The sequence below is a fragment of the Nocardioides sp. NPDC058538 genome (assembly GCF_042719275.1).
In the GTDB taxonomy this organism is placed as follows: domain Bacteria; phylum Actinomycetota; class Actinomycetes; order Propionibacteriales; family Nocardioidaceae; genus Nocardioides.
Map to the genome: position 1 here is coordinate 34,306 of NZ_JBHXNY010000034.1, position 21,738 is coordinate 56,043.

Consider the following 21,738-nt stretch of genomic DNA (forward strand, 5'->3'; position numbering starts at 1 on the left):
CATGAGTGAGCGCCTCGGTCGGCTGGTGCCACGATGGCTCCGCACGGTGCGGATGCGGCTGACCCTGACGTACTCCTCGCTCCTGTTCGGGGTGACCGCGCTGCTGCTCGCCGGGGTCTACCTGGCGCTCTCCAGCAGCATCAGCGCGGCGCCGCTGGACCCGGTGACGGTCAAGAAGTTCGAGACCGAGGACGGCCACATCGTCTACAAGCCGGGGCAGGAGTTCCAGGCCGCGGACTTCGCCGATGTCCAGGAGGCGGTCAACTACGCCTCGCTCCAGACGCTGCGCAACTACTCGATCATCGCGCTGATCGTGATGTTCGTCCTCAGCCTGGCGATCGGCTGGTGGGTGGCCGGGCGGTCGCTGCGGCCGGTCGGTGCGATCACCCGCACCGCCCAGGAGATCAACGCCTCCGACCTCACCCGGCGCATCGGCGCGACCGGACCGCACGACGAGCTGCGTACGCTCGCCGACACGATCGACTCCATGCTCGCCCGTCTCGACAGGGCGTTCTCCGACCAGCGCCGGTTCGTCGAGGACGTCTCCCACGAGCTGCGCAACCCGGTCTCCCTCATTCACACCAACGTCGAGGCCGTCCTCGCCAACGACCGCTCCACGATCCCCGAACGGCGCGAGGCCAGCCTGGTCGTTCTCCAGGCCACCCGCCGGATGCGCCGCCTCCTCGAGGACCTGCTGGCCATCGCCCGCAGCCGCTCGGAGGCGTTCACCGACCGTCAGGTCGACCTGGCCGGAGCCGTCACCGCTGCCGTTCGGGAGTACCGGCTGCCGGCGGAGGCACGCGGCCTCAGCGTGGTCGAGCGCAGCCATGGCGGGCCGGTCGTCGTCGGCGACCCCGACGCGTTGCAGCGCGTCATGGCCAACCTGCTGTCCAACGCGGTCAGGCTCGCCCCGGCCGGCTCCACCCTCACGGTCGGCATGGGCAGCCGCGACGGCTGGGCCTGGGCCGCGGTCGCCGACGAGGGACCCGGGATCGACGAGGCGAACCAGGAACGCGTCTTCGACCGGTTCTACCGAGGGAACGGTACGTCCGGCGACGACGTGGTCACCGACGGGTCCGGCCTCGGTCTCTCCATCGCCCGCCAGATCGCCGAGAGCCACGAGGGCCGGCTCGTGCTGGTCAGCCACGGGCGGGCCGGCAGCACCTTCGTGCTCTGGCTCCCCGACCACGCCATGAACCGTTCCGCCGGGCGCACCGACTCGCCACCCGAAGGTGACCCGCTGCTGGGGCGGCGCACGGACCGACCCTTTGAGGAGTGAGCATGAGAACAGCATCGACGTGGCGCGGCGTACGAGGTCTCGCCCCCGTGGTTCTGCTCGGAGCCGTCACCAGCGCCTGCATGAACGTCACGGTCCAGGTGGACCCGGCGCCGACGCCTCCCACCAAGCCGACGACCTACTACGGCACGGTCGAGAAGGTCGAGACGGTCGAGACGGTCGAGACGGTCGAGACGGTCGAGACGGTCGAGGAAGCCCGTTGGTCGACGACGTACGCCGACGACCCGACGGACGAGACGTGGGACGACTGCTGGGCGAGCTGAGCCGAGGTCGCCAGCGGCGCGCGGCTACCGCTTCCCGAGCAGCTGGCGTGCCATCACGAGGCGCTGGATCTGGTTGGTGCCTTCGTAGATCTGGGTGATCTTGGCGTCACGCATCATGCGCTCGAGCGGGAAGTCCTGGGTGTAGCCGGCGCCGCCGAGGAGCTGGACGGCGTCGACGGTGATCTCCATGGCGGTGTCGCTGGCGAAGCACTTGGCGGCTGCTCCGAAGAACGGCAGGTCGCTGGCGTGCCGTTGGGACTTGGCGGCGGCGATGTAGACGAGCTGGCGGGCGGCCTCGAGCTTCATGGCCATGTCGGCGAGCATGAACTGGATCCCCTGGAAGTCGGCGATGTGCTTGCCGAACTGCTGGCGTTCCTGGACGTAGGCCAAGGCGTGGTCGAGGGCGCCCTGGGCGATGCCGACGGCTTGGGCGGCGATGGTGATGCGGGTGTGGTCCAGGGTGCGCAGCGCGAGCTGGAGGCCGGTGCCGGGTTCGCCGATGATGCGGTCGCCGGGCAGGTAGACGGCGTCGAAGATCAGCTCGCAGGTGGGGGAGCCCTTGATGCCCAGCTTCTTCTCGGGGGCGCCGATGGTGAACCCCTCGTCGCTCTTCTCCACGACGAAGGCGCTCACGTTGGATCCGCGCCGGCCGTCGGGGTCGGTGACGGCGAGGACGGTGTAGTAGTCGGAGATGCCGGCGTTGCTGATCCACGACTTCTGGCCGCTCAGCACCCAGTTGTCGCCGTCGAGGACGGCGCGGGTCTTCATGGAGGCGGTGTCGGAGCCGGCCTCGCGCTCGGACAGGGCGTAGGAGAACGTCGAGGTGCCTGCGGCCAGCGGTGGGAGATAGCGCTGGTTGAGGCTCTCGGAGCCGGCCAGGATGAGCGGGAGGCTGCCGAGCTTGTTGACCGCGGGGATCAGGGAGGAGGAGGCGCACACGCGGGCGATCTCCTCGATGATGATGCAGGTCGCCAGGGCATCGGCGCCCTCGCCACCGTACGCCTCGGGCACGTGGGCCGCGTGGAGGCCGGAGGCGACAAGCGCGTCGTAGGCCTCGGTCGGGAACCTGGCGGCGGCGTCGACCTCTGCGGCGTACGGAGCGATCTTGTTCGCCGCGATCGCGCGCACGGCCTCGCGCAGGTCGAGGTGGTGGTCGGCGAGCTCGAGGTAGGGAAAGTCGTCGGTCATGGTGCCTCCTGACTAGAGGTGTCGATAGGTCAGTAGTGGTAGAAGCCGCGGCCGGTCTTGCGGCCCAGCAGGCCGGCGTCGACCATGCGCGCGAGGAGCGGCGGCGGGGCGTAGAGCGGCTCCTTGAACTCCTCGTAGAGCGACTCGGCCACGGCCTTGGTCGTGTCCAGCCCGATCAGGTCCGCGAGCGCCAGCGGTCCTTGGGGGTGGGCCGCGCCGCGCACGAGGCCCTGGTCGATGTCCTCGGCGGTCGCGAACCCGGACTCCAGCATCCGGATCGCGGAGAGCACGAACGGGATCAGCAGCGCGTTGACCACGAAGCCGGCCCGGTCCTGGGAGTCGATGGGGTGCTTGCCGAGGTCCTCCTCGACGAACCTACGCACCCGATCGGCGGTGTCTTGCGCGGTCAGCAGGCTGGGCACTATCTCCACCAGGGAGAGCACGGGGACCGGGTTGAAGAAGTGCAGCCCGATCACCTGCGCGGGCCTCTTGGTGGCGACCGCGAGCTTCATGATGGGGATGGAGGAGGTGTTGGAGGCCAGCACGGCCTCGGGGTCGGTGACGATGGCGTCGAGCCGGGTGAACAGCGTCGTCTTGGCGGCCTCGTCCTCGACGATCGCCTCGATGACCAGATCGCGATCGGCGAGTGCCTCGAGGTCGCTGCTGACGGTGATGCGCTTCAGCACCTCGGCGGCGTCGGTGATCTTCCCGCGCTGCTCTGCCCGTTCGAGGGAGGCCCGGAGGCGGTCGTGGCCGGCCTCGGCGGCAGCCGGGTTGGCGTCGATGAGGACGACGTCCTTGCCGGCGCGCGCGGCGACCTCGGCGATGCCTGCGCCCATCAGTCCCGCGCCGACGACGCCGATGTGGTTGAACCCGTTCATGTGCAGCCTCCTTGTTGGTACGCCGTACCTTATAGACGGAACGGCGTACCAACAAGTAGGTTCAGGTCATGAGCGAGAAGCCTCGATCAGCGACGACGAAGGACCGGCTGGTCGCCGCCGCATTCGAACTGTTCGAGGAACGAGGGTTCGAGGCGACGACCGCCGAAGACATCGCGCGGCGCGCCGGCGTCGGGCGTACGACCTTCTTCCGCGCGTTCGGGTCCAAGGACGACGTGATCTTCCCCGAGCACGACCAGCTGCTCGATCGCATCGACCAGCGTCTGGCCGCCGCGACCCCGGCCACGCGAGCGCTCGCGCTGAGCGAGGCCACTCGGGTCGTGCTGCGTCACTACCTGGACGAGGGGGAGCTGGCGCGTGCGCGCTACCGCCTGGTCGGCTCGGTGCCCGCCCTCCGTGCCCGTGAGACGGGTGGGATCCAGCAGTACCAGCGGCTGTTCGCGCGCTGGCTCCGGGAGTGGATGTCCCACCTGCCTGACGGGCATCTGCGCGCCGATCTCCTGGCCGCCGACCTCGTGACCGCCCACAACTATGTGCTCCGACGCTGGCTCCGGGACCAGACCTCCGACCCGGAGAGCGAGTTCGACCAGGCCATGCGCGTCGCCCTCGAGCGCTATCAGCCCTCAGGGCTCGAGCCGTCCACCGCCGTGGTCGTTCTACGCACCTCCGCAACGCCCGCCGCCATCCAGGCGCAGCTGCAGCCCCTGCTCGACAACGACGCGCTGTGAGCTGAGTCCACCGCCCGGCCGGCGGTCGCGCTCTTCGTTGGCCAGGACGAGCGCGTACGCCTCGTCCGGATCGGTCCGCCGGTGGGCCGTGCGGCAGCCTGCCCTGGCGAATTCGCGCGCGGCGCGGATCGCGACGGAGCTCGATCGGACTGCGGCTGCCCGTCGGGGTGGCCGTCTGACTTCTTCGGCCGCGGACGTCTCGGCCCTTGCCTTCTGTATTTCTTTCTTGCAGAATTAATCTCTGAAAGACAGAGGCCACGGAGGAGTGCTGATGGAAGACCAGACAGCGGTGTTCGAAGCCGTGCGCGAGGGCATGATCCCCGCGCATGTGTACAACGACCGCGAGATCTTCGAGCTGGAGAAGGAGCGTCTGTTCAATCGCTCCTGGATGTTCGTCGCCCACGAGTCCGAGATTCCCAACGTCGGCGACTACGTCGTCCGGCATGTCCTGGACGACTCGTTCATCGTGTCCCGCGACAACAAGGGCGAGGTCCATGTCATGTTCAACATGTGCCTGCACCGCGGCATGCAGGTGTGTCGCGCGGAGATGGGCAACGCCTCCAACTTCCGGTGCCCCTACCACGGCTGGAGCTACCGCAACGATGGCCGCATCCTCGGCCTGCCCTTCCATCAGGAGGCGTACGGCGGCGAGGAGGGGTTCAAGAAGAAGGGGCAGACCCTTCTCCCCGCCCCGAGCATGGACACGTTCAACGGCCTGATCTTCATCAGCCTGGACCCCGAAGCCGAGCCGCTCGAGGAGTTCCTCGGCGACTTCAAGTTCTACCTGGACTACTACATCAGGCAGAGCGCAGACGGCGTCGAGGTGCGTGGTCCGCAGCGTTGGCGGGTGAAGGCGAACTGGAAGATCGGCGCCGAGAACTTCGTCGGCGACATGTACCACACCCCGCAGACACACACCTCGGTCGTGGAGATCGGCCTGTTCCGCGAGCCCAAGGCCGAGCGGCGGAAGGACGGCAACACCTACTGGGCCACCAGCGGCGGCGGCACGACGTACAAGCTTCCGCAGGGAAGCCTCGAGGAGCGACTCGCCTATGTCGGTTACCCGGCCGAGATGATCGAGCGGATGAAGGAGGTCTGGAGCCAGGACCAGCTCGATGTGATCGGCCGGGACGGGTTCATGATCTCCGCCGCGTCGATCTTCCCGAACATCTCCCTGGTGCACAACTGGCCCAAGGTCGAGGACGCCGACCCGGAGAGCGCGGACGAGGTGCTGCCCTTCATCTCGCTGCGTCAATGGCAGCCGATCAGCGAGAACGAGACCGAGGTCCTCTCCTGGTTCCTCGTCGACAAGAACGCACCCGAGGAGTTCAAGGCGCTCTCGTACAAGGCGTACCTGATGTGCTTCGGCTCCAGCGGCATGTTCGAGCAGGACGACGTCGAGAACTGGGTCTCCCTGACCAACACCGCAGCCGGATCGATGGCCCGGCGCCTGCACCTCAACTCGCGGATGGGCATGAAGATGGACGGCTCCGAGGTGGTCCCCGCACTCACCGCGGAGCAGTTCGCCGGTCCTGGGACGGCGTACGTCGGCTACGGCGAGTACGGCCAGCGCAACCTGCTCAACAAGTGGGCCGACTACCTCGAGCGCGAGCCCGAGAAGGCCGCGGACATCAACATCGGCGGCGTCATCCGTGGGGATCACGGCCACCAGGGCAACCGTGGGGAGCAGGTCCGATGACGACGCACTATCCCATCGACGCCAGCCGCTCGCCCCTCGGCGGATACGCCTCGAAGACCGAGAAGATCGGCGAGAGCCTCGCCTTCGACGACCCTCGTCATCTCGCGGCCCACCGCTGGATCGTGGAAGAGGCCTACATCCTCGATGAGCAGCGGTACCAGGACTGGCTGACCATCCTCGCCGACGACATCCACTACTACATGCCGGTCAAGGTGACGACCGCTCTCGGTGCCGGGTATGACACGGCGCCGGCGATGGCGCACTTCGACGAGAACAAGTACTCCCTCTCCCGCCGTGTCGCCCGTTTCGAGACCGAGCACGCCTGGACCGAGGACCCGCCCTCACGGCTGCGTCACTTCGTGACGAACGTACGCACCTTCGCGACGGACAAGGACGACGAGCTCATCGTCGAGTCGGCCACCCTGCTCTTCCGCAGCCGAGGCGACGTCAACGAGCCGGCGATCGTGTCGGCCGGTCGCCGCGACCTTCTCCGCAAGGACGGTGACGGCTGGCTCCTGGCCCGCCGCCATCTGGCCGTCGACGAGTCGGTTCTGCGTACGCAGAACCTCGCCATCTTCCTGTGAGGACATGATGACCAACAAGCGACCCCACCTCGAGTGGGAGGGCGAGTCCGAGGACCGCGCCGCAGCAGCTGTCGCCGGACGACGGCGCGCGGAGTTTCTCGAGCTCGCGGTCGGAGATCCGATCGTGATCGCCAACGAGTTCTCGGAGATCCGGGTGGTGCGCATCAACACCCGTAACGGTGCACGGCTCTTCATCGACTCTCCGAAGTCCGGCCAGTGGATCACCCTCGATCCGTTGGAGCTCGAGGCCCTGACCTGGCAGAACGAGGCCACCTTGGCTGCCATGGTCGGGAACATCGCGGCTCCGTTGATCGCCGACGCTCCGGAGGACGAATGAGCGGGTGGCTGGAGGGTCGGCGAGCCCTGGTGGTCGGCGCCGGCTCCGGCATCGGTCGTGCCGTTGTCGACGCCTTCCTCGATGAAGGGGCTCGCGTCGCGGTGCTCGAGCTGTCGAAGGAGAAGTGCGCGGCGATCTCCGCGGTGTACCCGGACATGCCGGTCGTCGTCGGAGACGCCACCACCTTCGCTGCCAACGAGGAGGCGGTCGGCGCGGCGGTGGACGCGTTCGGTGGCCTCGACGTCCTGGTCAACTGCGTCGGCATCTTCGACTTCTACAAGGGCATCGGCGACCTCGACACAGACGTGTTGGACTCGGCCTTCGACGAGATGTACAGCATCAACGTGAAGTCGCACCTGATGTCGGTCAAGGCGGCTCTGCCGGCGCTGGAGGAGGCCGGCCGGGACCATGGCGAGGCGTCGGTCGTCCTGACCGAGTCGACCTCTGCCTACTATCCAGGTCGCGGCGGGATCCTCTACGTCTCGTCGAAGTTCGCCGTCCGGGGCGCGGTGACCTCGCTGGCCCATGAGCTGGCCGAGAAGAAGATCCGGGTCAACGGGGTCGCTCCAGGCGGCACCCTCAACACCGATCTGCGGGGGCTGGGCAGCCTCGGGCTCAACGACAAGCGCCTGGATGACACTCCGGGACGCGAGAAGGAGCTCGCCGGTCGGGTCCCGCTCGGGGTGGCGCTCAGCGGCACCGACCACGCCTGGAGCTATGTGTTCCTGGCCTCGGGCCGTGCCCGCGGCATCACCGGAGACGTGGTCCACCCCGACGGCGGCATCGCCGTGAAGCGCTGAGAAGAGCAGACGAGGAGAAGGGAGCCAGGATGGCCAAGATCATGGCCGACTTGGAGGCATGCCAGGGCTATGCCAACTGTGTCGTCGCGGCCGACGACGTCTACGACCTCGACGACGACGGCGTCGTGGTGCTGCTGAAGAGCGCGGTCGAGGAGTCCGACCGGGCCCGAGTGGAGGAGGCGGCCCGCAGCTGCCCCGTCTCCGCGCTGTGGTTGGAGGACGAATGACCGCCGTGGTGCCGCGCACCGTCATCGTCGGGGCTTCGGTGGGCGGAGTGCGGACGGCGCAGGCTCTGCGTGCGGAGGGATACGACGGCGAGATCCTGCTCGTCGACCGGGACGCGGAGCTGCCCTATGACAAGCCGCCCCTGTCGAAGGGGCTGCTGTCGGGGAAGTCGGAGCTCGCAGCCATCCGGCTGTTGACGGCCGAGAAGGCCGCCGATCTTGGTGTCGAGCTACGGCTCGGCGTCGCGGTCACCAGCCTCGACTCCCTCGCGCGCAGGGTCGAGCTCGCCGACGGGTCGACGGAGTCCTACGACCACCTCGTGATCGCGACCGGTGCGACCGCCGACCCGGGCCCCTGGGGGCGGCGCGAAGGCATCCACGTCATTCGTACGTTCGCCGACACGGCCGCCCTGCGGGCTGATCTGGATCTAGGTGGGCCGGTAGTGGTCATCGGCAGCGGGTTCGTCGGAGCAGAGGTGGCCGCGACTACCCGCGAGCTCGGCCACGAGGTCCATCTGGTCGATCTGGCAGCCACGCCCATGGGCCGCGGATTCGAGGCCGACGTCGGCCAGCGGTTCGCAGCACTGCACGAGGACCGTGGCGTGCACTGTCACTTCGGCGTCGGGGTCGACGCTGTCGAGGGCACGCGGGGGGACCTGACCGTCCACCTCACCGACGGGACGGCACTCGCCGCCGGTGTCGTGGTCGTCGGCATCGGCGCCCGTTCGAACACGGGGTGGCTCGACGGGTCGGGCTTGAAGGTCGACGACGGCGTCGTCACCGACGAGTTCCTCCGGGCTCGGGGCGTGGAGGGCGTCTTCGCCGTCGGCGATGTCTGCCGGTGGTTCGATCCGCCCAGTGGCAGGTACGTCCGAGTGGAGCACTGGACCAACGCCGTTGATCAGGCCGTCTGCGTCGCCCACAACGTCGTCGCTCCGGACGATCTGCGCTCCTATGCCTGTGCGGAGTACGTCTGGACGGACCAGTACGACTGGAAGGCCCAGGTGGTCGGGCGCCACGCAGGCGCGGTGGTCCGCGAAGAGGTCGCCGGAGGGCGTGGGTTCGCGGTCCTCTACGGTGACGCCGACGGCACTTTGATGGGTGCTGCGGTCGTGAACTGGCCCAAGGCCCTGGTGGCAACCCGCAAGGCCTTGGCCTCACGGATGTCGTTCGCCGAGGTTGCCGACAGGCTCCGCCCGGCTCCTGCGACGGACGGAGCCGGAGCATGAGTGCCCCTGCGACGTACCGGGCCGAGCGGCAGCTGATCGCCGAAGCCTGCCGGGTGCTGGCCGAGCGGGGGCTCGCCGACGGGATCCTCGGCCACATCAGCCTCCGCGTGGGCGATGGCCAGGTCCTGGTCCGGTGCCGCGGTCAGCAGGAGCGCGGTCTGGGCTGGACCACACCGGATGACGTCCGGCTGGTCACCCTCGACGGCGAGCCTGCCGCGGAGGGAGAGCTCGAGGAGCACTCCGTGCCCAACGAGCTGCCCCTGCACACCGCGGTCCTGCGCGCTCGCCCCGATGTCGTCTCGGTCGTGCACGCGCATCCACCGCGCGTGGTGGTCGCGGATCTCGCCGGGATCGCGATCCGACCGATCGTGGGGGCCTTCGACATCCCGGGCACCCGGCTGGCGGCCGGTGGCGTGCCTGTGTATCCCCGAGGTGTGCTCATCCGTAACGAGCGGCTGGGTGTGGAGATGGTGGCGGCGATGGGGGAGCGCCCCGTCGTCGTGCTGCGTGGGCACGGGCTCACCAGCGCCGCTATGACCGTCGAGCAGGCGGTGCTGCAGGCGTTGAGCGTCGACACCATCGCCGGCCTGGCGATCCAGGTCACCGCGTCGGGAGGAACGCTGGTGGACCTTCCCGAGGAGGACATGGCTGAGCTTCCTGATCTCGGAACAGGGTTCAACACCGAGACGGCGTGGCGGCACGAGCTGGCGAGGGCGGGGATCGTCGGCTGAGCGCCGGGCACAAGTGTCGAGCCGAGTCACCCAGAAGGACCACTAGAGTGAAACCGTGACAGCAGCCATCGACGCGTTCCCGCCCGCTCCAGTCCACTCCGACGCGCCGCAGTACCCCATCGAGTCGGTCGATAACGCGCTTCGCCTGCTGTGGTTGCTCAGTGATCGCCGCTCGTTGCGCCTGACCGAGGCCAGCCAGTATCTCGAGGTCGCCTCCTCCACCGCCCACCGGCTGCTGGCGATGCTGCAGTACCGCGGCTTCGTTCGGCAGAATCCGGCCACCAAGGCGTATGAGTCAGGCCCTTCGCTGGATCGGATCGCCTTCGCGCTCCTGCGCCGACTCGACGTCCGCGACCTGGCGCGGCCGGTGATGGAGGGGCTCAACGAACGCAGCGGTGAGACGGTGCACCTGGGCACGCTCGAGGGGACGACGGTGCGCTACCTGGGCTCTCTGGAGAGCCCTCGGGCGGTCCGGGTGACGTCGCGCGCCGGCGACTCCATGCCGGCGCACAGTACCTCCACGGGCAAGGCCATGCTCGCGACCCTCACTGAGGAGCAGGTGTTCGCGGCGTACCCGGAGGAGGAGTTGCGGCAACTGACCCCTAACACGGTCGCGACCCGGTCCGCGCTGCTCGCGGAGCTGGAGACCATTCGCGCCCGAGGCTATGCGATCAGCAACGAGGAGAGCGAGGAGAGCGTCTGGTCGGTGGCGGTCGCCATCCCGGGCGCCCCGGTTCCGGTGGCGATCAACATCTCCGCGCCGGTCAGCCGAATGAACGTGAAGCGCCGGAAGGAGCTCGCGGGCATGGTCCAGGCGGCGGCCGTCGAGCTGACTGCCAGCCTCAGCTGACTCTCTGACCCGTTCGTCCGCACTCTGCTGTCCCTCGTCGCACCCCGTCCTCGGGCGGGGTGCGACGCATTTGCGCGCCGCATCGGGGCCACGGCAAATCTCTCCTGAGCACCCTTGACCTGTGACGGCGATCACTGTAGAACAGAGGGCACTTCTTCAGAGAGGAAAAAGCTATGGGTGTGATGACCGCGATGCAGGCCCCGACGGCACGCCGCCTCGGCCCGCTCGGAGTGGCCGCCGCGTTGGCGCTCTCCGGGTGTTCTTCCCCGGCTGCTGCAGATGACGGCGTCTACCGGATCGGTCTCATCACCAGCCAGACCGGACCAGGCAGCCAGCTCGGCATCGGTGAGCTACGAGGTGCGGAGCTGGCCGTCAAGCAGATCAACGCCGCCGGCGGAGTCGACGGTCACGAGCTCGAGCTGATCACGGCCGACGACCAGAGCAACCCGTCGCAGGCGGTGCTCCAGGCGCGCAAGATGCTCGGCCGCGTCGGTGCCTTCGTAGGACCGTCGACGTCGGGTCCCTGCAAGGCGATCGGGCCGCTGGCCGAGAGCGCTGAGGTGATCGACTACTGCCTCTCGCCAGGGCTCAAGCCCGAGCCGGGCGGTTGGCAGTGGTCGGCGAGCGTTGCGACGCACGACCTCACCAGCCGATTGATCGACTACTGGAAGGACCAGGGGATCACTCGGATCGGTCTGCTCACCCAGACCGACTCCTCCGGTGCCGAGGGCGCCGTCTCTGCCAAGGAGGCCATTGCCGAGACCGACGGCATGGTGCTGGCCGGTGAGGCGACCTTCAGCCCGGACGCCGTCTCGGTCACCGCGCAGCTCCAGCAGATCGCCAAGCACAGGCCTCAGGCCTTGGTGGTGTGGGCCACCGGCGCCGGTGCCGGCGTCGCGTTCAAGGGCATGGGCCAGGTCGGTCTGGACGTCCCCGTCGCCACCACCGATGGAAACCTCACCTACGCGTTCGTCGAACGGGTCGAAGACTTCCTGCCCGACCCACTCCTGATCCCCGCCACGCGTGACTTCTGGGATCCCGAGGAGTACCCGAACGACGAGGTGCGGGCTCTCGAGGCGTCCTACCGCGACGAGTACGCAGCGGCACACGGTGAGCAACCCGACTTCGGCCCTGGCGTTGCCTATGACGCGGTCTACCTCGTCGCCGAGGCGCTCGAGCGTGCCGAGGGCGACTCCGCGGACGCACGCGCGGAACTGGAGAAGATCCGCGACTTCGACGGTGTCGTCGGGACCTACAACTTCTCCGTCGAGGACCACCGCGGCCTGAGCGAGAAGGACGTCGCGATCGTGCAGGCGACGAAGGACGGGTTCGAGTTCATCGGAGGCGTCGAATGAACGACTACCTGCAATCCATCCTCGGCGGCCTCGCCGACGGGTGCGTGTACGCGCTGATCGCACTGGGCATGTCGGTGATCTACTCGATCAGCCGGATCATCAGCCTGGCCCAGGGCGGCTTCGTCGTGCTCGCCGCGCTCACGGCGGTATCGCTGCAGAGCTCGCTGGGCATCAGCCCGCTGGCCACGCTGCCGATCGTGGTCGTCATCTTCTCGGTCGGCATGGTTGGCGTCGCCCAGGTCATCATCCAGCCCGCTGCCAAGCGAGCCACCCCGGAGCGCCTCCTGCTGGTCACGGTCGGCATGCTCCAGGCGGTGGGCGGGTTGCTGCTGCTCGTGTGGGGCAACCTTCCTTACACGATGCCGGCGTTCACCGGGGACGCCCCGATCAAGGTTGTCGGACTGAGCCTGCCCACGCAGTACTTCTGGCTGGCCGGTGCACTGATCATGTCGGTCGCGGCGCTCTGGCTGCTGCTCACCAGGACCGAGCTCGGGCTGGCGATGCGCGCGACTGCCTCCAATCCTGGTGCGGCCGCGCTTCAGGGCATCCGGGTCGAGCGAATGCGCCTGGTGGCCTTCGCCCTCGCCGGTGCGATGGCCGCCCTGGCAGGCGTGACGATCGTCCCCATCACCTTCCTCCAGTTCACCACCGTCACCCCGTACGCCGTGGCCGGCTTCATCGCCGCAGTCGTCGGCGGCCTGGGAAGCAACCTCGGTGCGGTCACCGGTGGTCTGCTGCTCGGCCTCCTCCAGGGCATCTTCGGTCGCTACTGGAATGCGGACCTGGCTCAGCTGACCGCGATCGCGCTGCTCGTCGCGGTGCTCGTGGTCCGTCCGCAAGGCATCTTCGGGACACCGGAAAGGGTGCGTCGATGAGTATCGCTCAGGTGGCTCCCTCGCGAGGGGTTGCAGTGTCCGGCCGCATCACCCGGATCGGTCTTGCGATGGTCGGCGCCGTGCTGGTGGTCGCGGTGCCCTACCTGATCCCGACGCAGATGAGCCTGCTCGTCACTGTCGGCATCTTCTACCTGGCCTGCATCGGGCTGACTCCGTTGATCGGGCAAGCAGGACAGGTCTCGCTTGGCCAGACCCTGTTCATGGCGATCGGTGCGTACGGCGCCGGTCTGCTCACACTGAGATGGAACTGGCCGACCGTGCTCGCTGCGATCGTCCTGGCACTGTTCTGCGGTGGCCTGGCGCTGCTCTTCGGTGCGGTGTTCCTGCGGCTGCGTGGTTACTACTTCGCGCTGGCGACGCTCGGGCTGGCCGTCGCGACCGCGTCCTTGAGCACCGCGTGGATCGCCGTCACCGGTGGCCCGTCGGGCATGGTCGACATCCCGAGCCTGAACCTGTTCGGCTACGAGGTCTTCTCCGACCAGGCGAACTTCTACCTGCTGGCCGTGCTCGGCGGGCTCGCCGCATGGATCACGACGAACCTGCGCAACTCACAGACGGGTCGAGCGTTGGCGGCGGTCGGCAACGATGCGATCGCAGCAGGGATGCTCGGCATCAACGGGTCGCGCTACAAGGCCACTGCGTTCGCGATCTCAGCGGTCACCGCCTCCCTGGCCGGCAGCCTGTACGCCTTCTACCTGCGATTCTTCTCCCCGGAGATCATCACGGTCACCGTGGCCTTCAGCATCGTCATCATGGTGGCGATCGGCGGGTCACGCAGCGCCTTCGGCCCGCTGATCGGGGCGATTGTGATCCAGGGTGTGCCGCAGATGGGACAGACCTTCTCGATCTGGGTGCCGTTGCTCGCCGGGCTGGTCCTGATCGTGGTGATGACCTACTTCCCCGCCGGCCTGTGGGGCGCGATCAGCAATGCTGCTCGCGGACTTCGGCGCAGTGTCCCGGCTGACTTGAAGGAGCAGTGATGAATGCGCTGTTGACCGTACGCGGCCTGAGCCGCAGCTTCGGCGGTGTCGCCGCCGTCCAAGGTGTCGACCTGGAAGTGCAGGAGGGCACGATCCGCGCAGTGATCGGCCCCAACGGTGCCGGCAAGACGACCCTGCTCGACCTGGTCACCGGGTTCACCAAGCCTGACGAGGGCACCGTCGACTTCGCCGGCCACCAACTGGTCGGACGCTCGCCACGGGACCTGCCGTCCCTCGGGCTGATGAGGACCTTCCAGTCGGCCCGTCTGGTGCCGATGCTCACGGTCCGGCAGAACGTCATGCTGGGGGCCTACCGCTTCACCAGAGCACGGTTCCTCTCCGACGCTCTGCGACTGCCGCGGACCCGCAGGGAGGAGCGCGAGCTCGGAGCCCGTGCCGACGATCTGATCGACTTCCTCGAGCTGACCCGCTTCGCCGACAGCCCGGCGACTGACCTGCCTGCCGGTGCGCAGCGCCTGGTGGAGGTGGCGCGTGGCCTCGCCGGTGCGCCCAGGCTCCTGCTGCTCGACGAGCCGGCCGCGGGCCTGGACGACAGCGAGACCAGGGAGCTGGCCGACGCCCTGCACGCTGTGCGCGACGGCGGCGTCTCGATGGTGCTGATCGAGCACAACATGTCGTTGGTGCTGGCGATCAGCGACCAGGTGACGGTGATGGACGCCGGCAAGGTGATCGCCGACGACATCCCGGGTGCTGTCCGTGAGAACGCCGCTGTCCGCAAGGCCTACCTGGGGGTCGCATCATGATCGAGCTGAAGAACCTCTCCGCCCGGTACGGCCGGGTCGGTGTCCTGCGCGGGGTGGACCTGCGCGTTGAACCTGGCGAGGTCGTTGCGCTGCTCGGTGCCAACGGTGCGGGAAAGACCACCCTGCTGCACAGCATCTCCGGGGTGCACCGCGCCGTCACCGGCAGTGTCACGTTCGATGGCGATGACGTCACAGGACTCACCGCCGCCGAGCGGACTCGTCTGGGGACGTCGTTGGTTCCAGCGGGTCGCCAAGTGTTCGCGGATCTGAGCGTCGAGCAGAATCTCCAGGTCGGTCTGCACGGGACGAGGCTCGCTGCCGATGAGCGCGACGAGCGCTTCGAGCAGGTCTTCGGGATGTTCCCGATCCTGCGTGACTTCGCATCTCGGCCGGCAGGGCTCCTGTCCGGTGGTCAGCAGCAGATGCTCGCCATCGCGAGAGCCCTCGTGCGACGACCGGCGTACCTGCTGCTCGACGAGCCTTCGTTGGGTCTCGCACCGCAGATCGTGGAGCAGATCCTCGGCGTGCTCGCGACGTTGACCGACAGCGGCGTCGGCGTTCTCCTGGCCGAGCAGAACGCCGGTGCCGCCCTTGGGGTATCGCAGCGCGGCGTCATCATGGAGAACGGTGTCGTCGTCCGCTCCGACACGTCGCCGGCGCTGCTCAACGACCCCGAGGTGAGCAACCACTACCTCGGCGTCGAGCAGGAGGCCGTCGAGGTCGCCGACCGTGCGGTGCTCCCCAGGAGCATCTTCGAGCCGATCGACTGAATCACGGCCCGGCCAGCTCGACCGCTGTCGCGACGTGTTGCTACATCTCCGGTAGCGGGCCGTCGTCAAAGCCGAGCTGCACGCTGGCGTCGCGTGCCGCCTGAATCACGGGGCCGGCAAGCTGGTCCACGGTCTCGGGTGTCACCCGCTGCGTCGGGAAGCCCAGGCCGATGACTGCGGCGAGGCTTCGGGTGTGGTCGAAGACCGGAGCGCTGATCGAGGCGACGTCGGGGTGCCGTTCCCCGAAGGCGGCGTAGTAGCCCTGCTCGCGTGCGGTGGCGATCTGCTCGTCGATCCGCTTCATGCTGTCAGGGGTGCTGGACGTGAACGTCGCCAGCTCCCCGCTCTTCTTCAGGTCCTCTCGTGCCTCGGGGTCGAAGGCGAGGAAGACCTTGCCCGGAGCGCCTGCGTGTATCGGCATGACCATGCCGACCATGAAGGGCCGGATGACGACGTGACGAGTCTGTGCCACGGCGACGACGGTCCGGTGGATCCCGTCTCTGACATAGAGGCACGCGGTCTCGCCGGTCTCGTCGCGAAGTCGCGTGAGGATCGGTTTGACGACGCGCACCACGTCGAGGCCGAGGGTGCCCGGCGCGGCCCAGCGAACCAGGGCGATGCCGACGCGGTACCGATCGCCGTCACGGTCCAGGAACCCCTCGTTGGTCAGGTCCTGCACCAGACGCTGGCAGGTGCTCGAGGGCAGTCCGGTCTTGCGCAGGATCTCCTGGAACGTGGGCTCGGGCGCATCTATCGAGAAGCAGTCGAGGATGCGGACGATCTTCCCGAGCACCAGCGTGGAGGACTTTCGGTCACGTTCGTCTGCGGTCATGCCACGTTCCGTCCTTGGAGGGTAGATCGACAGCCCACATCGTAGGACACCGGCCCGCGATCTGGGTGCGAGTGGTTGACATCACATGCGTTCAACCTGCATTGTGGGTTCGGAGCCCAGAATATGGGTTCGCATCCCTACAACGTTTCGGAGTTGACAGATGACGACTGGAGTCGCGAATTCAGCTGGTCGGGAGCCGCAGGCAGCTGCTCACAGTTCCCGGATCGGACTGATCGTCCCGAGTTCGAACATCACCATGGAGACCGAGCTCCCGGAGCTGTTCCGTCGCCAGTCGGTCGCCACCGGGCACCGCTACACCTTCCACTCGGCGCGGGCGACGCTGAAGAGCGTCACCAAGGAAGAGCTGCTGGCGATGGTCGACAAGGCGGCGGACTGCGCCGTCGCCGTCTCGGACGCTGACGTCGACGTGATCGCGTACGCCTGCCTGGTCGCCGTGATGGCCCAGGGGCCGAACGCCCACGTCGGCTCGGAGGAGATCATTCGGGAGGCGGCGGCCGGCAACGGCATGCCGGCGGACGTCACGAGCAGCGCCGGTGCGCTCGTTCGGACGCTCGAGGCCATCGGCGCCCGCAACGTCGCGATGGTGGCGCCCTACATGAAGCCGCTGACGAAGATGGTGGGCGAGTACATCGAAGGCGCCGGCTTCACGGTGGTCGACGCCACCAGCCTCGAGGTCTCGGACAACCTCGCCGTGGGTTGCCTCGACCCGCGCAACCTGCCGGCCATCGCCCGCGATCTCCGTCACTCCGAGGCCGACGCCCTCATCCTGTCCGCATGTGTTCAGATGCCCTCGCTCGCCGCCGTCCAGGCGGTGGAGGACGAGCTGGGTCTGCCGGTCATCACCGCCGCGACAGCGACGACGTTCGAGATCCTTCAGGCACTGGGTCACCAGCCGGCCATCAGCAACGCGGGACTGCTGCTCGAGGGTTCTCTCGTCGCGACACCCGCTGCCACCAGGTGAGGCGAGTGCCGACATGACCGTGTCCCTGGTTGCATTCCTCGTTCTGATCACCGCCTTCGCTGTCGGCTGCTTCACCCGCATCAACGCCGGCCTCCTGGCGCTCGTGGCGGCTTTCGGTGTCGGCGCCCTCATCGGCGGGCTGTCGTTGGACGATGTGATGGCCGGCTTCCCGACCGAGCTCCTGCTGATCCTCGTGGGCGCCACCCTGCTCTTCGGGATCGTCAAGCAGACGGGCACCATCGACCTGCTCGCCTACTGGGCAGAACGGCTCGCCAACGGTCATCGACTCCTCGTGGCCGTGCTGATGTTTCTCCTCACCGCGCTCCTCGCCTCGGCAGGGGCGTTCACTCCGGCCGCCATCGCCATCGTCGCGCCCGTCGCCCTGGCGCTCGGCGCCCGGTTCGGGATCAGCACGCTCGCGATGGGCCTCGTCGTGATCCAAGGTGCCAACGCCGGGGCGTTCTCCCCGGTCAATCCGTTCGGCGCCCTGGCCAACGTCATGCTGGACAAGGCGGGAGCACCGGACGGCACGCTGAAGCTGTACGTGTACTGCTTCCTCTTCAACGCTGTCCTGGCGGTCATCGCCTACGCCGGTGTCCAGGCGATCGTCCGCCGCCGCGCGGCGCGGGCCGAGAGCCGATCCGACACCCGGAGCGAGCTACCGGCGTCCGGGTCGCCCCAGGGTGAGCTCGGCGGCGGAACCGGAGGTGGTGTGCTCACTGAGCCGACCAGGACCGAGGTGCTGCCCCAGAAGGTGGACGTCACCCCCATGCGCCTTCTCAGCCTCGTGAGTCTCGTCGCGCTCCTCGTCCTCACGACGGTCTTCGGGCTTGATGTCGGCGTGGCATCGATCGCTCTTGCCGTCGTCCTCATCGTGGTCAACCCCGATGTTCAGAAGCCGACCATCGACACCATGCCGTGGTCGGCGATCCTGCTGGTGACCGGCATCGTCACCTATGTCGGGATGCTCGAATCGGTGGGCGCGCTCGAGGACCTCCAGGGAGGCATCGAGAGCCTGGGCAGCGGCTCCATCGCCGCGCTCATCACGAGCTATGTTGTCGGCCTCATCTCCGCCTTCGCCTCCACCACGGGCACGCTCGGCGTGATCAGCCCGGTCGTCGTGCCGATCGCCGCGGATCCCACCCTCACCGCTCTCGGCGTCGTCACCGCGATCTCCATCAGCTCCTCGGTCGTCGACACGAGTCCGATGTCGACGAGCGGCGCGCTGCTCATGGCCAGCGCCAAGCCCGAGGAGGAACGGCTGTTCTTCAGGTCGCTCCTGCTGTGGGCGGTCGTGATGATCGCCGTGGTTCCGCTCGTTGCCTGGCTGGTCTTCGTGAAGCTGGGCATCGGGTAGACACGCCGAGCCGGCGTCATCCGTCGGTCGGTGATGTCACAACAGGCAGGCGGGGACCCACGACCTGGGTCCCCGCTTGCTCCGCGTCGACGGCCGGAGCCGAGGCGTCGCGCTCAGCGCTTTGCCAGGACGAGCGCGTACGCCTCCTCCGGATCGGTCCACCAGCGCAGGTCGCGGAAGCCCGCCGCGGCGAGCTCGAGTGCGGCGATGCTGCGGCGGAACTTGCAGGACAGCTCGGTGAGGAGCTCTTCGCCTTCGTCGAACTTGATGACGAGGTCGAGCTCGCGCAGCTCCACGCGGGTGGACTCCTGTGCCACGAGGCGCATCTCGATCCGCTCCTCCTCGGTGTTCCAGAGCGCCAGGTGTCGGAACCCGTCGAGCTCGAAGTCGGCGCCCAGGCTCTGGTTGAGGACGCGCAGCGCGTTGAGGTTGAACTCGGCGGTCACGCCGGCGGAATCGTCGTAGGCGCCGACCAGCCGTCCGGGGTCCTTGACCAGGTCCAGCCCGAGGAGCAGACCTTCCCCGGGCTGCATGGCGGCGGCGACGGATCCCAGGAACCGTTCGCGGCCGGGGCGGTCATAGTTGCCCAGCGTGCTGCCGAGCAGTGCGATCAGCCGGCGTCCCGGGGCCGGCAGCTGCCCGAGATGCTGGTCGAAGTCGGCGACGACACCCTCCAGAGCGAGCTCCGGCCTCTCCTCGGCGAGCGCATCCATCGCCTGGGTGAGCGCGCTGGCGCTGACATCGACCGGGACGTACGTCGTCAGCAGGCCGGTCTGGGTCAGCGCGTCCAGCAGGAGCCGGGTCTTCTCCGAGGAGCCGGACCCGAGCTCGAGAAGCACCTCGGCGTCGGAGGCCTCGGCGATCTCCCGCGCATGCTCGGTCAGCAGCGCCCGTTCGGTGCGGGTCGGGTAGTACTCCGGCAGTCGGGTGATCTCCTCGAACAGCTCCGAACCACGCTCGTCATAGAAGTACTTCGGTGGCAGCCACTTCGGTGCGGCGCTCAAGCCGGTGCGGGCGTCCTCCGCGAGGCTCTGGCGCAGGTCCTCGGCGGTCAACAGGTTGGTGAGCCTGCCCCGGGCCGGTGTGCTGGTGCTGGTCTGGCCGTTGCTGTCGAGGGTCACGCGAGGTTCTCCTTCGGGTTGTGAAGCGGTGTGTCGAGTCGCCACCAGGTGGGCCCGCACGGGCTGAGGACCCCGATGGTGCGGGGCGGGATCGAGGTGGACGGAGCGCCAGCGAGCGGACGGTTGCTGACGACGTACTCCCAGGACGCCGGCTCGACGAGGTGGCTGGCGTCGTCGCCGGTCAGCAGGGCGAGGTCCTCCCCGTCGCTGAGGAGGACCGAGAAGCCGCCGACCTCCAGCTCGTTGGCGAGCTGGACCACGGCGGAGCCGACCGGCAGGCGCTCCTGCTGCGCCTTCTCGAGGATGAGCGTCCACGAGTCGTCGATGGTGCCGCTGACCGCGGCGGTCCATGGACCGAGTCGCAGGGGAGCGGGGCAGTAGTCGTGATCACAGGCCCAGTCGACGTGCGTCTGGGGCGGTCCGAGGATGCCGCGATGGGCACAGGTGACGGCAGCGGACCAGGTCACGCACGACGCCCGTCGTCGGCGAGCCGGAGGCCGGTCACCGGCCAGCGCGCACCAGGCGGGAAGAAGTTGCGGTACGACGCGCGGGTGTGTCCCGGCGGGGTGAGCGCGCAGCCGCCACGGAGCACCATCTGGCTCGACATGAACTTTCCGTTGTACTCACCGATCGCGCCGGCGGCGGGGTGGAAGCCCGGGTAGGGCAGGTAGGCCGAGGAGGTCCACTCCCAGCAGTCGCCGAAGAGCTGTCGTAGGCCGCCGGTCGAGGGGCCGGCCGCACGCGGGTGGAAGCTGTCCCGGTCGGCGAGGTTGCCGGCCACCTCGTACGTCCGGGCCGCGTGCTCCCACTCGGCCTCGGTCGGGAGGCGCTTGCCGGCCCAGGTGGCGTACGCGTCGGCCTCGTAGTGGCTCAGGTGGCAGACCGGCAGCCCCGGGTCGAGCGGTGAGGTGCCGTGCAGGGTGTGCTCGAACCACTCCCCGTCGAGCTCGCGCCAGTAGAAGGGCGCGCCCCAGCCCTCGGCGTTGACCCGCGCCCACCCGTCCGAGAGCCACAGCTCGGGTCGCCGGTAGCCACCGTCGGCCATGAACTCCAGCCACTCGCCGTTGGTGATCAACCGGTCAGCGAGCCGGTACGGCTCGAGCCACTGCTGATGCCGAGGCAGCTCGTTGTCGAAGCAGAACCCACCGCCCTCCCCGCCGTCAGCAGAGCCGATCTCGACCAGACCGCCGTCGAGATCGACCCACCCGAGCCGGTCGACCCCGTCGCCCGCGACCGGACGCCCGGCGTACGTCGGCTGCAGCGGGTTGAGCGACAGCACGTGCTTGATGTCCATCAGCAGCAGCTCCTGGTGCTGCTGCTCGTGGTGGAAGCCGAGCTCGATGGTCGGAGCGAGCTTGGCGAAGGTGCCCTCGTCCACACGGTCGAGCAGGTCCCTGACCCGGTCGTCGACGTTGCGCCGGTAGTCGCCGACCTCGTACGCCCCGGGCCGGCTGATCACACCACGCATCGGCCGTGCGTACCTCGGCCCGACCTGCTCGTAGTAGCTGTTGAAGAGGAACCAGTACTTGTCCTGGAACGGTGTGAAGCCGGGCTCGTTCTCCGCCAGCACGAAGGTCTCGAAGAACCAGGTCACGTGCGCGCGATGCCATTTGGTGGGCGAGACATCCGGCATCGACTGGACCGTCTGGTCCTCGGGGGAGAGCGGTGCGGCGAGGAGTTCGGTGTCCGCTCGGACTTCGTCGAAGCGGGCGATCGCGGTGGTCGTGTCCATCTCACGTCTCCTGTCGGAGGGTCGGGTACGCCAAGTGCTACGAACCACTCTGCCTGGTCGCCCAACCCCCGCTACGCGATTCAGCGGTTGCCGCACACCGGGCCCGGTATGGGCCCGGTG

Annotated in this window: 24 protein-coding genes; 18 read left to right on the top strand and 6 right to left on the bottom strand. The window is 68.3% G+C overall.

Annotated features, from left to right (window positions below; translation table 11 throughout):
• Nucleotide 1 precedes the first annotated feature (1 nt).
• Complete coding sequence (locus ACFWQC_RS23170; protein ID WP_378683487.1) at nt 2-1,279, top strand: sensor histidine kinase; 1,278 nt, start codon at nt 2-4, stop codon at nt 1,277-1,279.
• A gap of 2 nt (nt 1,280-1,281) precedes the next feature.
• Nucleotides 1,282-1,560, top strand: a complete 279-nt coding sequence (locus tag ACFWQC_RS23175; RefSeq protein ID WP_378683489.1) for a hypothetical protein — start codon at nt 1,282-1,284, stop codon at nt 1,558-1,560.
• A 24-nt stretch (nt 1,561-1,584) separates the two neighbouring features.
• On the opposite strand, the gene ACFWQC_RS23180 is transcribed toward ACFWQC_RS23175, so the two are convergent.
• Both ACFWQC_RS23180 and ACFWQC_RS23185 read right to left on the bottom strand, forming a co-directional pair.
• Nucleotides 1,585-2,748: an acyl-CoA dehydrogenase family protein gene (locus tag ACFWQC_RS23180; protein WP_378683492.1), complete on the bottom strand. Its 1,164-nt coding sequence runs from the start codon at nt 2,746-2,748 to the stop codon at nt 1,585-1,587.
• Between the two features lie 29 nt (nt 2,749-2,777).
• Nucleotides 2,778-3,629, bottom strand: a complete 852-nt coding sequence (locus tag ACFWQC_RS23185) for a 3-hydroxybutyryl-CoA dehydrogenase (RefSeq protein WP_378683495.1) — start codon at nt 3,627-3,629, stop codon at nt 2,778-2,780.
• 68 nt (nt 3,630-3,697) lie between these two features.
• Between ACFWQC_RS23185 and ACFWQC_RS23190 the strand changes: the two genes are divergently transcribed.
• From ACFWQC_RS23190 to ACFWQC_RS23255, 14 genes are all read left to right on the top strand, one after another.
• The gene (locus ACFWQC_RS23190) at nt 3,698-4,375 is read left to right on the top strand and encodes a TetR family transcriptional regulator (RefSeq protein ID WP_378683498.1); all 678 of its coding nucleotides are present in this window, start codon (nt 3,698-3,700) and stop codon (nt 4,373-4,375) included.
• Between the two features lie 271 nt (nt 4,376-4,646).
• A complete protein-coding gene (locus tag ACFWQC_RS23195; protein WP_378683501.1) occupies nt 4,647-6,074 on the top strand; it encodes an aromatic ring-hydroxylating dioxygenase subunit alpha in 1,428 nt (475 codons plus the stop codon).
• Nucleotides 6,071-6,658 carry a 3-phenylpropionate/cinnamic acid dioxygenase subunit beta gene (locus ACFWQC_RS23200; protein WP_378683504.1) on the top strand — a complete coding sequence of 196 codons (588 nt, stop codon included), beginning with the start codon at nt 6,071-6,073 and terminating at the stop codon, nt 6,656-6,658. Before ACFWQC_RS23195 ends, ACFWQC_RS23200 begins: the two co-directional genes overlap by 4 nt.
• Nucleotides 6,659-6,665: 7 nt before the next feature.
• On the top strand, nt 6,666-6,995 hold the full coding sequence (locus ACFWQC_RS23205) for a hypothetical protein (protein ID WP_378683506.1): 330 nt from the start codon (nt 6,666-6,668) through the stop codon (nt 6,993-6,995).
• The gene (gene hcaB / locus ACFWQC_RS23210; RefSeq protein ID WP_378683509.1) at nt 6,992-7,795 is read left to right on the top strand and encodes a 3-(cis-5,6-dihydroxycyclohexa-1,3-dien-1-yl)propanoate dehydrogenase; all 804 of its coding nucleotides are present in this window, start codon (nt 6,992-6,994) and stop codon (nt 7,793-7,795) included. The genes ACFWQC_RS23205 and hcaB overlap by 4 nt, the downstream gene beginning before the upstream one ends.
• 29 nt (nt 7,796-7,824) lie before the next feature.
• A complete protein-coding gene (locus tag ACFWQC_RS23215) occupies nt 7,825-8,022 on the top strand; it encodes a ferredoxin (RefSeq protein WP_378683512.1) in 198 nt (65 codons plus the stop codon).
• Entirely contained in the window at nt 8,019-9,248 is a 1,230-nt protein-coding gene (locus ACFWQC_RS23220; RefSeq protein ID WP_378683515.1) for an NAD(P)/FAD-dependent oxidoreductase, read from the top strand. Before ACFWQC_RS23215 ends, ACFWQC_RS23220 begins: the two co-directional genes overlap by 4 nt.
• Complete coding sequence (locus ACFWQC_RS23225) at nt 9,245-9,979, top strand: class II aldolase/adducin family protein (RefSeq protein WP_378683518.1); 735 nt, start codon at nt 9,245-9,247, stop codon at nt 9,977-9,979. The genes ACFWQC_RS23220 and ACFWQC_RS23225 overlap by 4 nt, the downstream gene beginning before the upstream one ends.
• A gap of 55 nt (nt 9,980-10,034) precedes the next feature.
• Complete coding sequence (locus ACFWQC_RS23230; protein ID WP_378683520.1) at nt 10,035-10,829, top strand: IclR family transcriptional regulator; 795 nt, start codon at nt 10,035-10,037, stop codon at nt 10,827-10,829.
• A 173-nt stretch (nt 10,830-11,002) separates the two neighbouring features.
• Nucleotides 11,003-12,184: an ABC transporter substrate-binding protein gene (locus tag ACFWQC_RS23235; protein WP_378683523.1), complete on the top strand. Its 1,182-nt coding sequence runs from the start codon at nt 11,003-11,005 to the stop codon at nt 12,182-12,184.
• Complete coding sequence (locus ACFWQC_RS23240; protein WP_378683526.1) at nt 12,181-13,059, top strand: branched-chain amino acid ABC transporter permease; 879 nt, start codon at nt 12,181-12,183, stop codon at nt 13,057-13,059. The genes ACFWQC_RS23235 and ACFWQC_RS23240 overlap by 4 nt, the downstream gene beginning before the upstream one ends.
• A complete protein-coding gene (locus tag ACFWQC_RS23245) occupies nt 13,056-14,060 on the top strand; it encodes a branched-chain amino acid ABC transporter permease (RefSeq protein ID WP_378683529.1) in 1,005 nt (334 codons plus the stop codon). The genes ACFWQC_RS23240 and ACFWQC_RS23245 overlap by 4 nt, the downstream gene beginning before the upstream one ends.
• Nucleotides 14,060-14,824 (top strand): ABC transporter ATP-binding protein, encoded by a 765-nt coding sequence (locus tag ACFWQC_RS23250; RefSeq protein ID WP_378683532.1) that lies wholly within the window; start codon nt 14,060-14,062, stop codon nt 14,822-14,824. The genes ACFWQC_RS23245 and ACFWQC_RS23250 overlap by 1 nt, the downstream gene beginning before the upstream one ends.
• Nucleotides 14,821-15,594 (top strand): ABC transporter ATP-binding protein, encoded by a 774-nt coding sequence (locus tag ACFWQC_RS23255; protein ID WP_378683535.1) that lies wholly within the window; start codon nt 14,821-14,823, stop codon nt 15,592-15,594. Before ACFWQC_RS23250 ends, ACFWQC_RS23255 begins: the two co-directional genes overlap by 4 nt.
• Before the next feature lie 40 nt (nt 15,595-15,634).
• On the opposite strand, the gene ACFWQC_RS23260 is transcribed toward ACFWQC_RS23255, so the two are convergent.
• Complete coding sequence (locus tag ACFWQC_RS23260; protein ID WP_378683538.1) at nt 15,635-16,426, bottom strand: IclR family transcriptional regulator; 792 nt, start codon at nt 16,424-16,426, stop codon at nt 15,635-15,637.
• 232 nt (nt 16,427-16,658) lie between these two features.
• Between ACFWQC_RS23260 and ACFWQC_RS23265 the strand changes: the two genes are divergently transcribed.
• Nucleotides 16,659-17,408, top strand: a complete 750-nt coding sequence (locus tag ACFWQC_RS23265; RefSeq protein ID WP_378683552.1) for an Asp/Glu racemase — start codon at nt 16,659-16,661, stop codon at nt 17,406-17,408.
• Nucleotides 17,409-17,421: 13 nt separating this feature from the next.
• The gene (locus ACFWQC_RS23270) at nt 17,422-18,765 is read left to right on the top strand and encodes an SLC13 family permease (RefSeq protein WP_378683541.1); all 1,344 of its coding nucleotides are present in this window, start codon (nt 17,422-17,424) and stop codon (nt 18,763-18,765) included.
• A 113-nt stretch (nt 18,766-18,878) separates the two neighbouring features.
• On the opposite strand, the gene egtD is transcribed toward ACFWQC_RS23270, so the two are convergent.
• Genes egtD through egtB form a run of 3 tightly spaced genes read right to left on the bottom strand, consistent with a single transcriptional unit; the run spans nt 18,879 to nt 21,618 of the window.
• Nucleotides 18,879-19,886 carry an L-histidine N(alpha)-methyltransferase gene (gene egtD / locus ACFWQC_RS23275; RefSeq protein WP_378683544.1) on the bottom strand — a complete coding sequence of 336 codons (1,008 nt, stop codon included), beginning with the start codon at nt 19,884-19,886 and terminating at the stop codon, nt 18,879-18,881.
• A complete protein-coding gene (locus tag ACFWQC_RS23280; RefSeq protein WP_378683547.1) occupies nt 19,883-20,353 on the bottom strand; it encodes a hypothetical protein in 471 nt (156 codons plus the stop codon). The genes egtD and ACFWQC_RS23280 overlap by 4 nt, the downstream gene beginning before the upstream one ends.
• Nucleotides 20,350-21,618, bottom strand: a complete 1,269-nt coding sequence (gene egtB / locus ACFWQC_RS23285; RefSeq protein ID WP_378683550.1) for an ergothioneine biosynthesis protein EgtB — start codon at nt 21,616-21,618, stop codon at nt 20,350-20,352. The genes ACFWQC_RS23280 and egtB overlap by 4 nt, the downstream gene beginning before the upstream one ends.
• Nucleotides 21,619-21,738 lie beyond the last annotated feature (120 nt).

Bases quoted from the DNA above. Each gene is read 5' to 3' on its own strand.
- ACFWQC_RS23225 (WP_378683518.1), top strand. From the start codon at position 9,245: ATGAGTGCCCCTGCGACGTACCGGGCCGAGCGGCAGCTGATCGCCGAA.
- ACFWQC_RS23270 (WP_378683541.1), top strand. From the start codon at position 17,422: ATGACCGTGTCCCTGGTTGCATTCCTCGTTCTGATCACCGCCTTCGCT.
- ACFWQC_RS23255 (WP_378683535.1), top strand. From the start codon at position 14,821: ATGATCGAGCTGAAGAACCTCTCCGCCCGGTACGGCCGGGTCGGTGTC.
- ACFWQC_RS23180 (WP_378683492.1), bottom strand. From the start codon at position 2,748: ATGACCGACGACTTTCCCTACCTCGAGCTCGCCGACCACCACCTCGAC.
- ACFWQC_RS23200 (WP_378683504.1), top strand. From the start codon at position 6,071: ATGACGACGCACTATCCCATCGACGCCAGCCGCTCGCCCCTCGGCGGA.
- ACFWQC_RS23175 (WP_378683489.1), top strand. From the start codon at position 1,282: ATGAGAACAGCATCGACGTGGCGCGGCGTACGAGGTCTCGCCCCCGTG.
- ACFWQC_RS23220 (WP_378683515.1), top strand. From the start codon at position 8,019: ATGACCGCCGTGGTGCCGCGCACCGTCATCGTCGGGGCTTCGGTGGGC.
- ACFWQC_RS23185 (WP_378683495.1), bottom strand. From the start codon at position 3,629: ATGAACGGGTTCAACCACATCGGCGTCGTCGGCGCGGGACTGATGGGC.
- ACFWQC_RS23190 (WP_378683498.1), top strand. From the start codon at position 3,698: ATGAGCGAGAAGCCTCGATCAGCGACGACGAAGGACCGGCTGGTCGCC.
- ACFWQC_RS23235 (WP_378683523.1), top strand. From the start codon at position 11,003: ATGGGTGTGATGACCGCGATGCAGGCCCCGACGGCACGCCGCCTCGGC.
- ACFWQC_RS23245 (WP_378683529.1), top strand. From the start codon at position 13,056: ATGAGTATCGCTCAGGTGGCTCCCTCGCGAGGGGTTGCAGTGTCCGGC.
- egtB (WP_378683550.1), bottom strand. From the start codon at position 21,618: ATGGACACGACCACCGCGATCGCCCGCTTCGACGAAGTCCGAGCGGAC.
- ACFWQC_RS23195 (WP_378683501.1), top strand. From the start codon at position 4,647: ATGGAAGACCAGACAGCGGTGTTCGAAGCCGTGCGCGAGGGCATGATC.
- ACFWQC_RS23215 (WP_378683512.1), top strand. From the start codon at position 7,825: ATGGCCAAGATCATGGCCGACTTGGAGGCATGCCAGGGCTATGCCAAC.
- hcaB (WP_378683509.1), top strand. From the start codon at position 6,992: ATGAGCGGGTGGCTGGAGGGTCGGCGAGCCCTGGTGGTCGGCGCCGGC.
- ACFWQC_RS23240 (WP_378683526.1), top strand. From the start codon at position 12,181: ATGAACGACTACCTGCAATCCATCCTCGGCGGCCTCGCCGACGGGTGC.
- ACFWQC_RS23170 (WP_378683487.1), top strand. From the start codon at position 2: ATGAGTGAGCGCCTCGGTCGGCTGGTGCCACGATGGCTCCGCACGGTG.
- ACFWQC_RS23260 (WP_378683538.1), bottom strand. From the start codon at position 16,426: ATGACCGCAGACGAACGTGACCGAAAGTCCTCCACGCTGGTGCTCGGG.
- ACFWQC_RS23250 (WP_378683532.1), top strand. From the start codon at position 14,060: ATGAATGCGCTGTTGACCGTACGCGGCCTGAGCCGCAGCTTCGGCGGT.
- ACFWQC_RS23205 (WP_378683506.1), top strand. From the start codon at position 6,666: ATGACCAACAAGCGACCCCACCTCGAGTGGGAGGGCGAGTCCGAGGAC.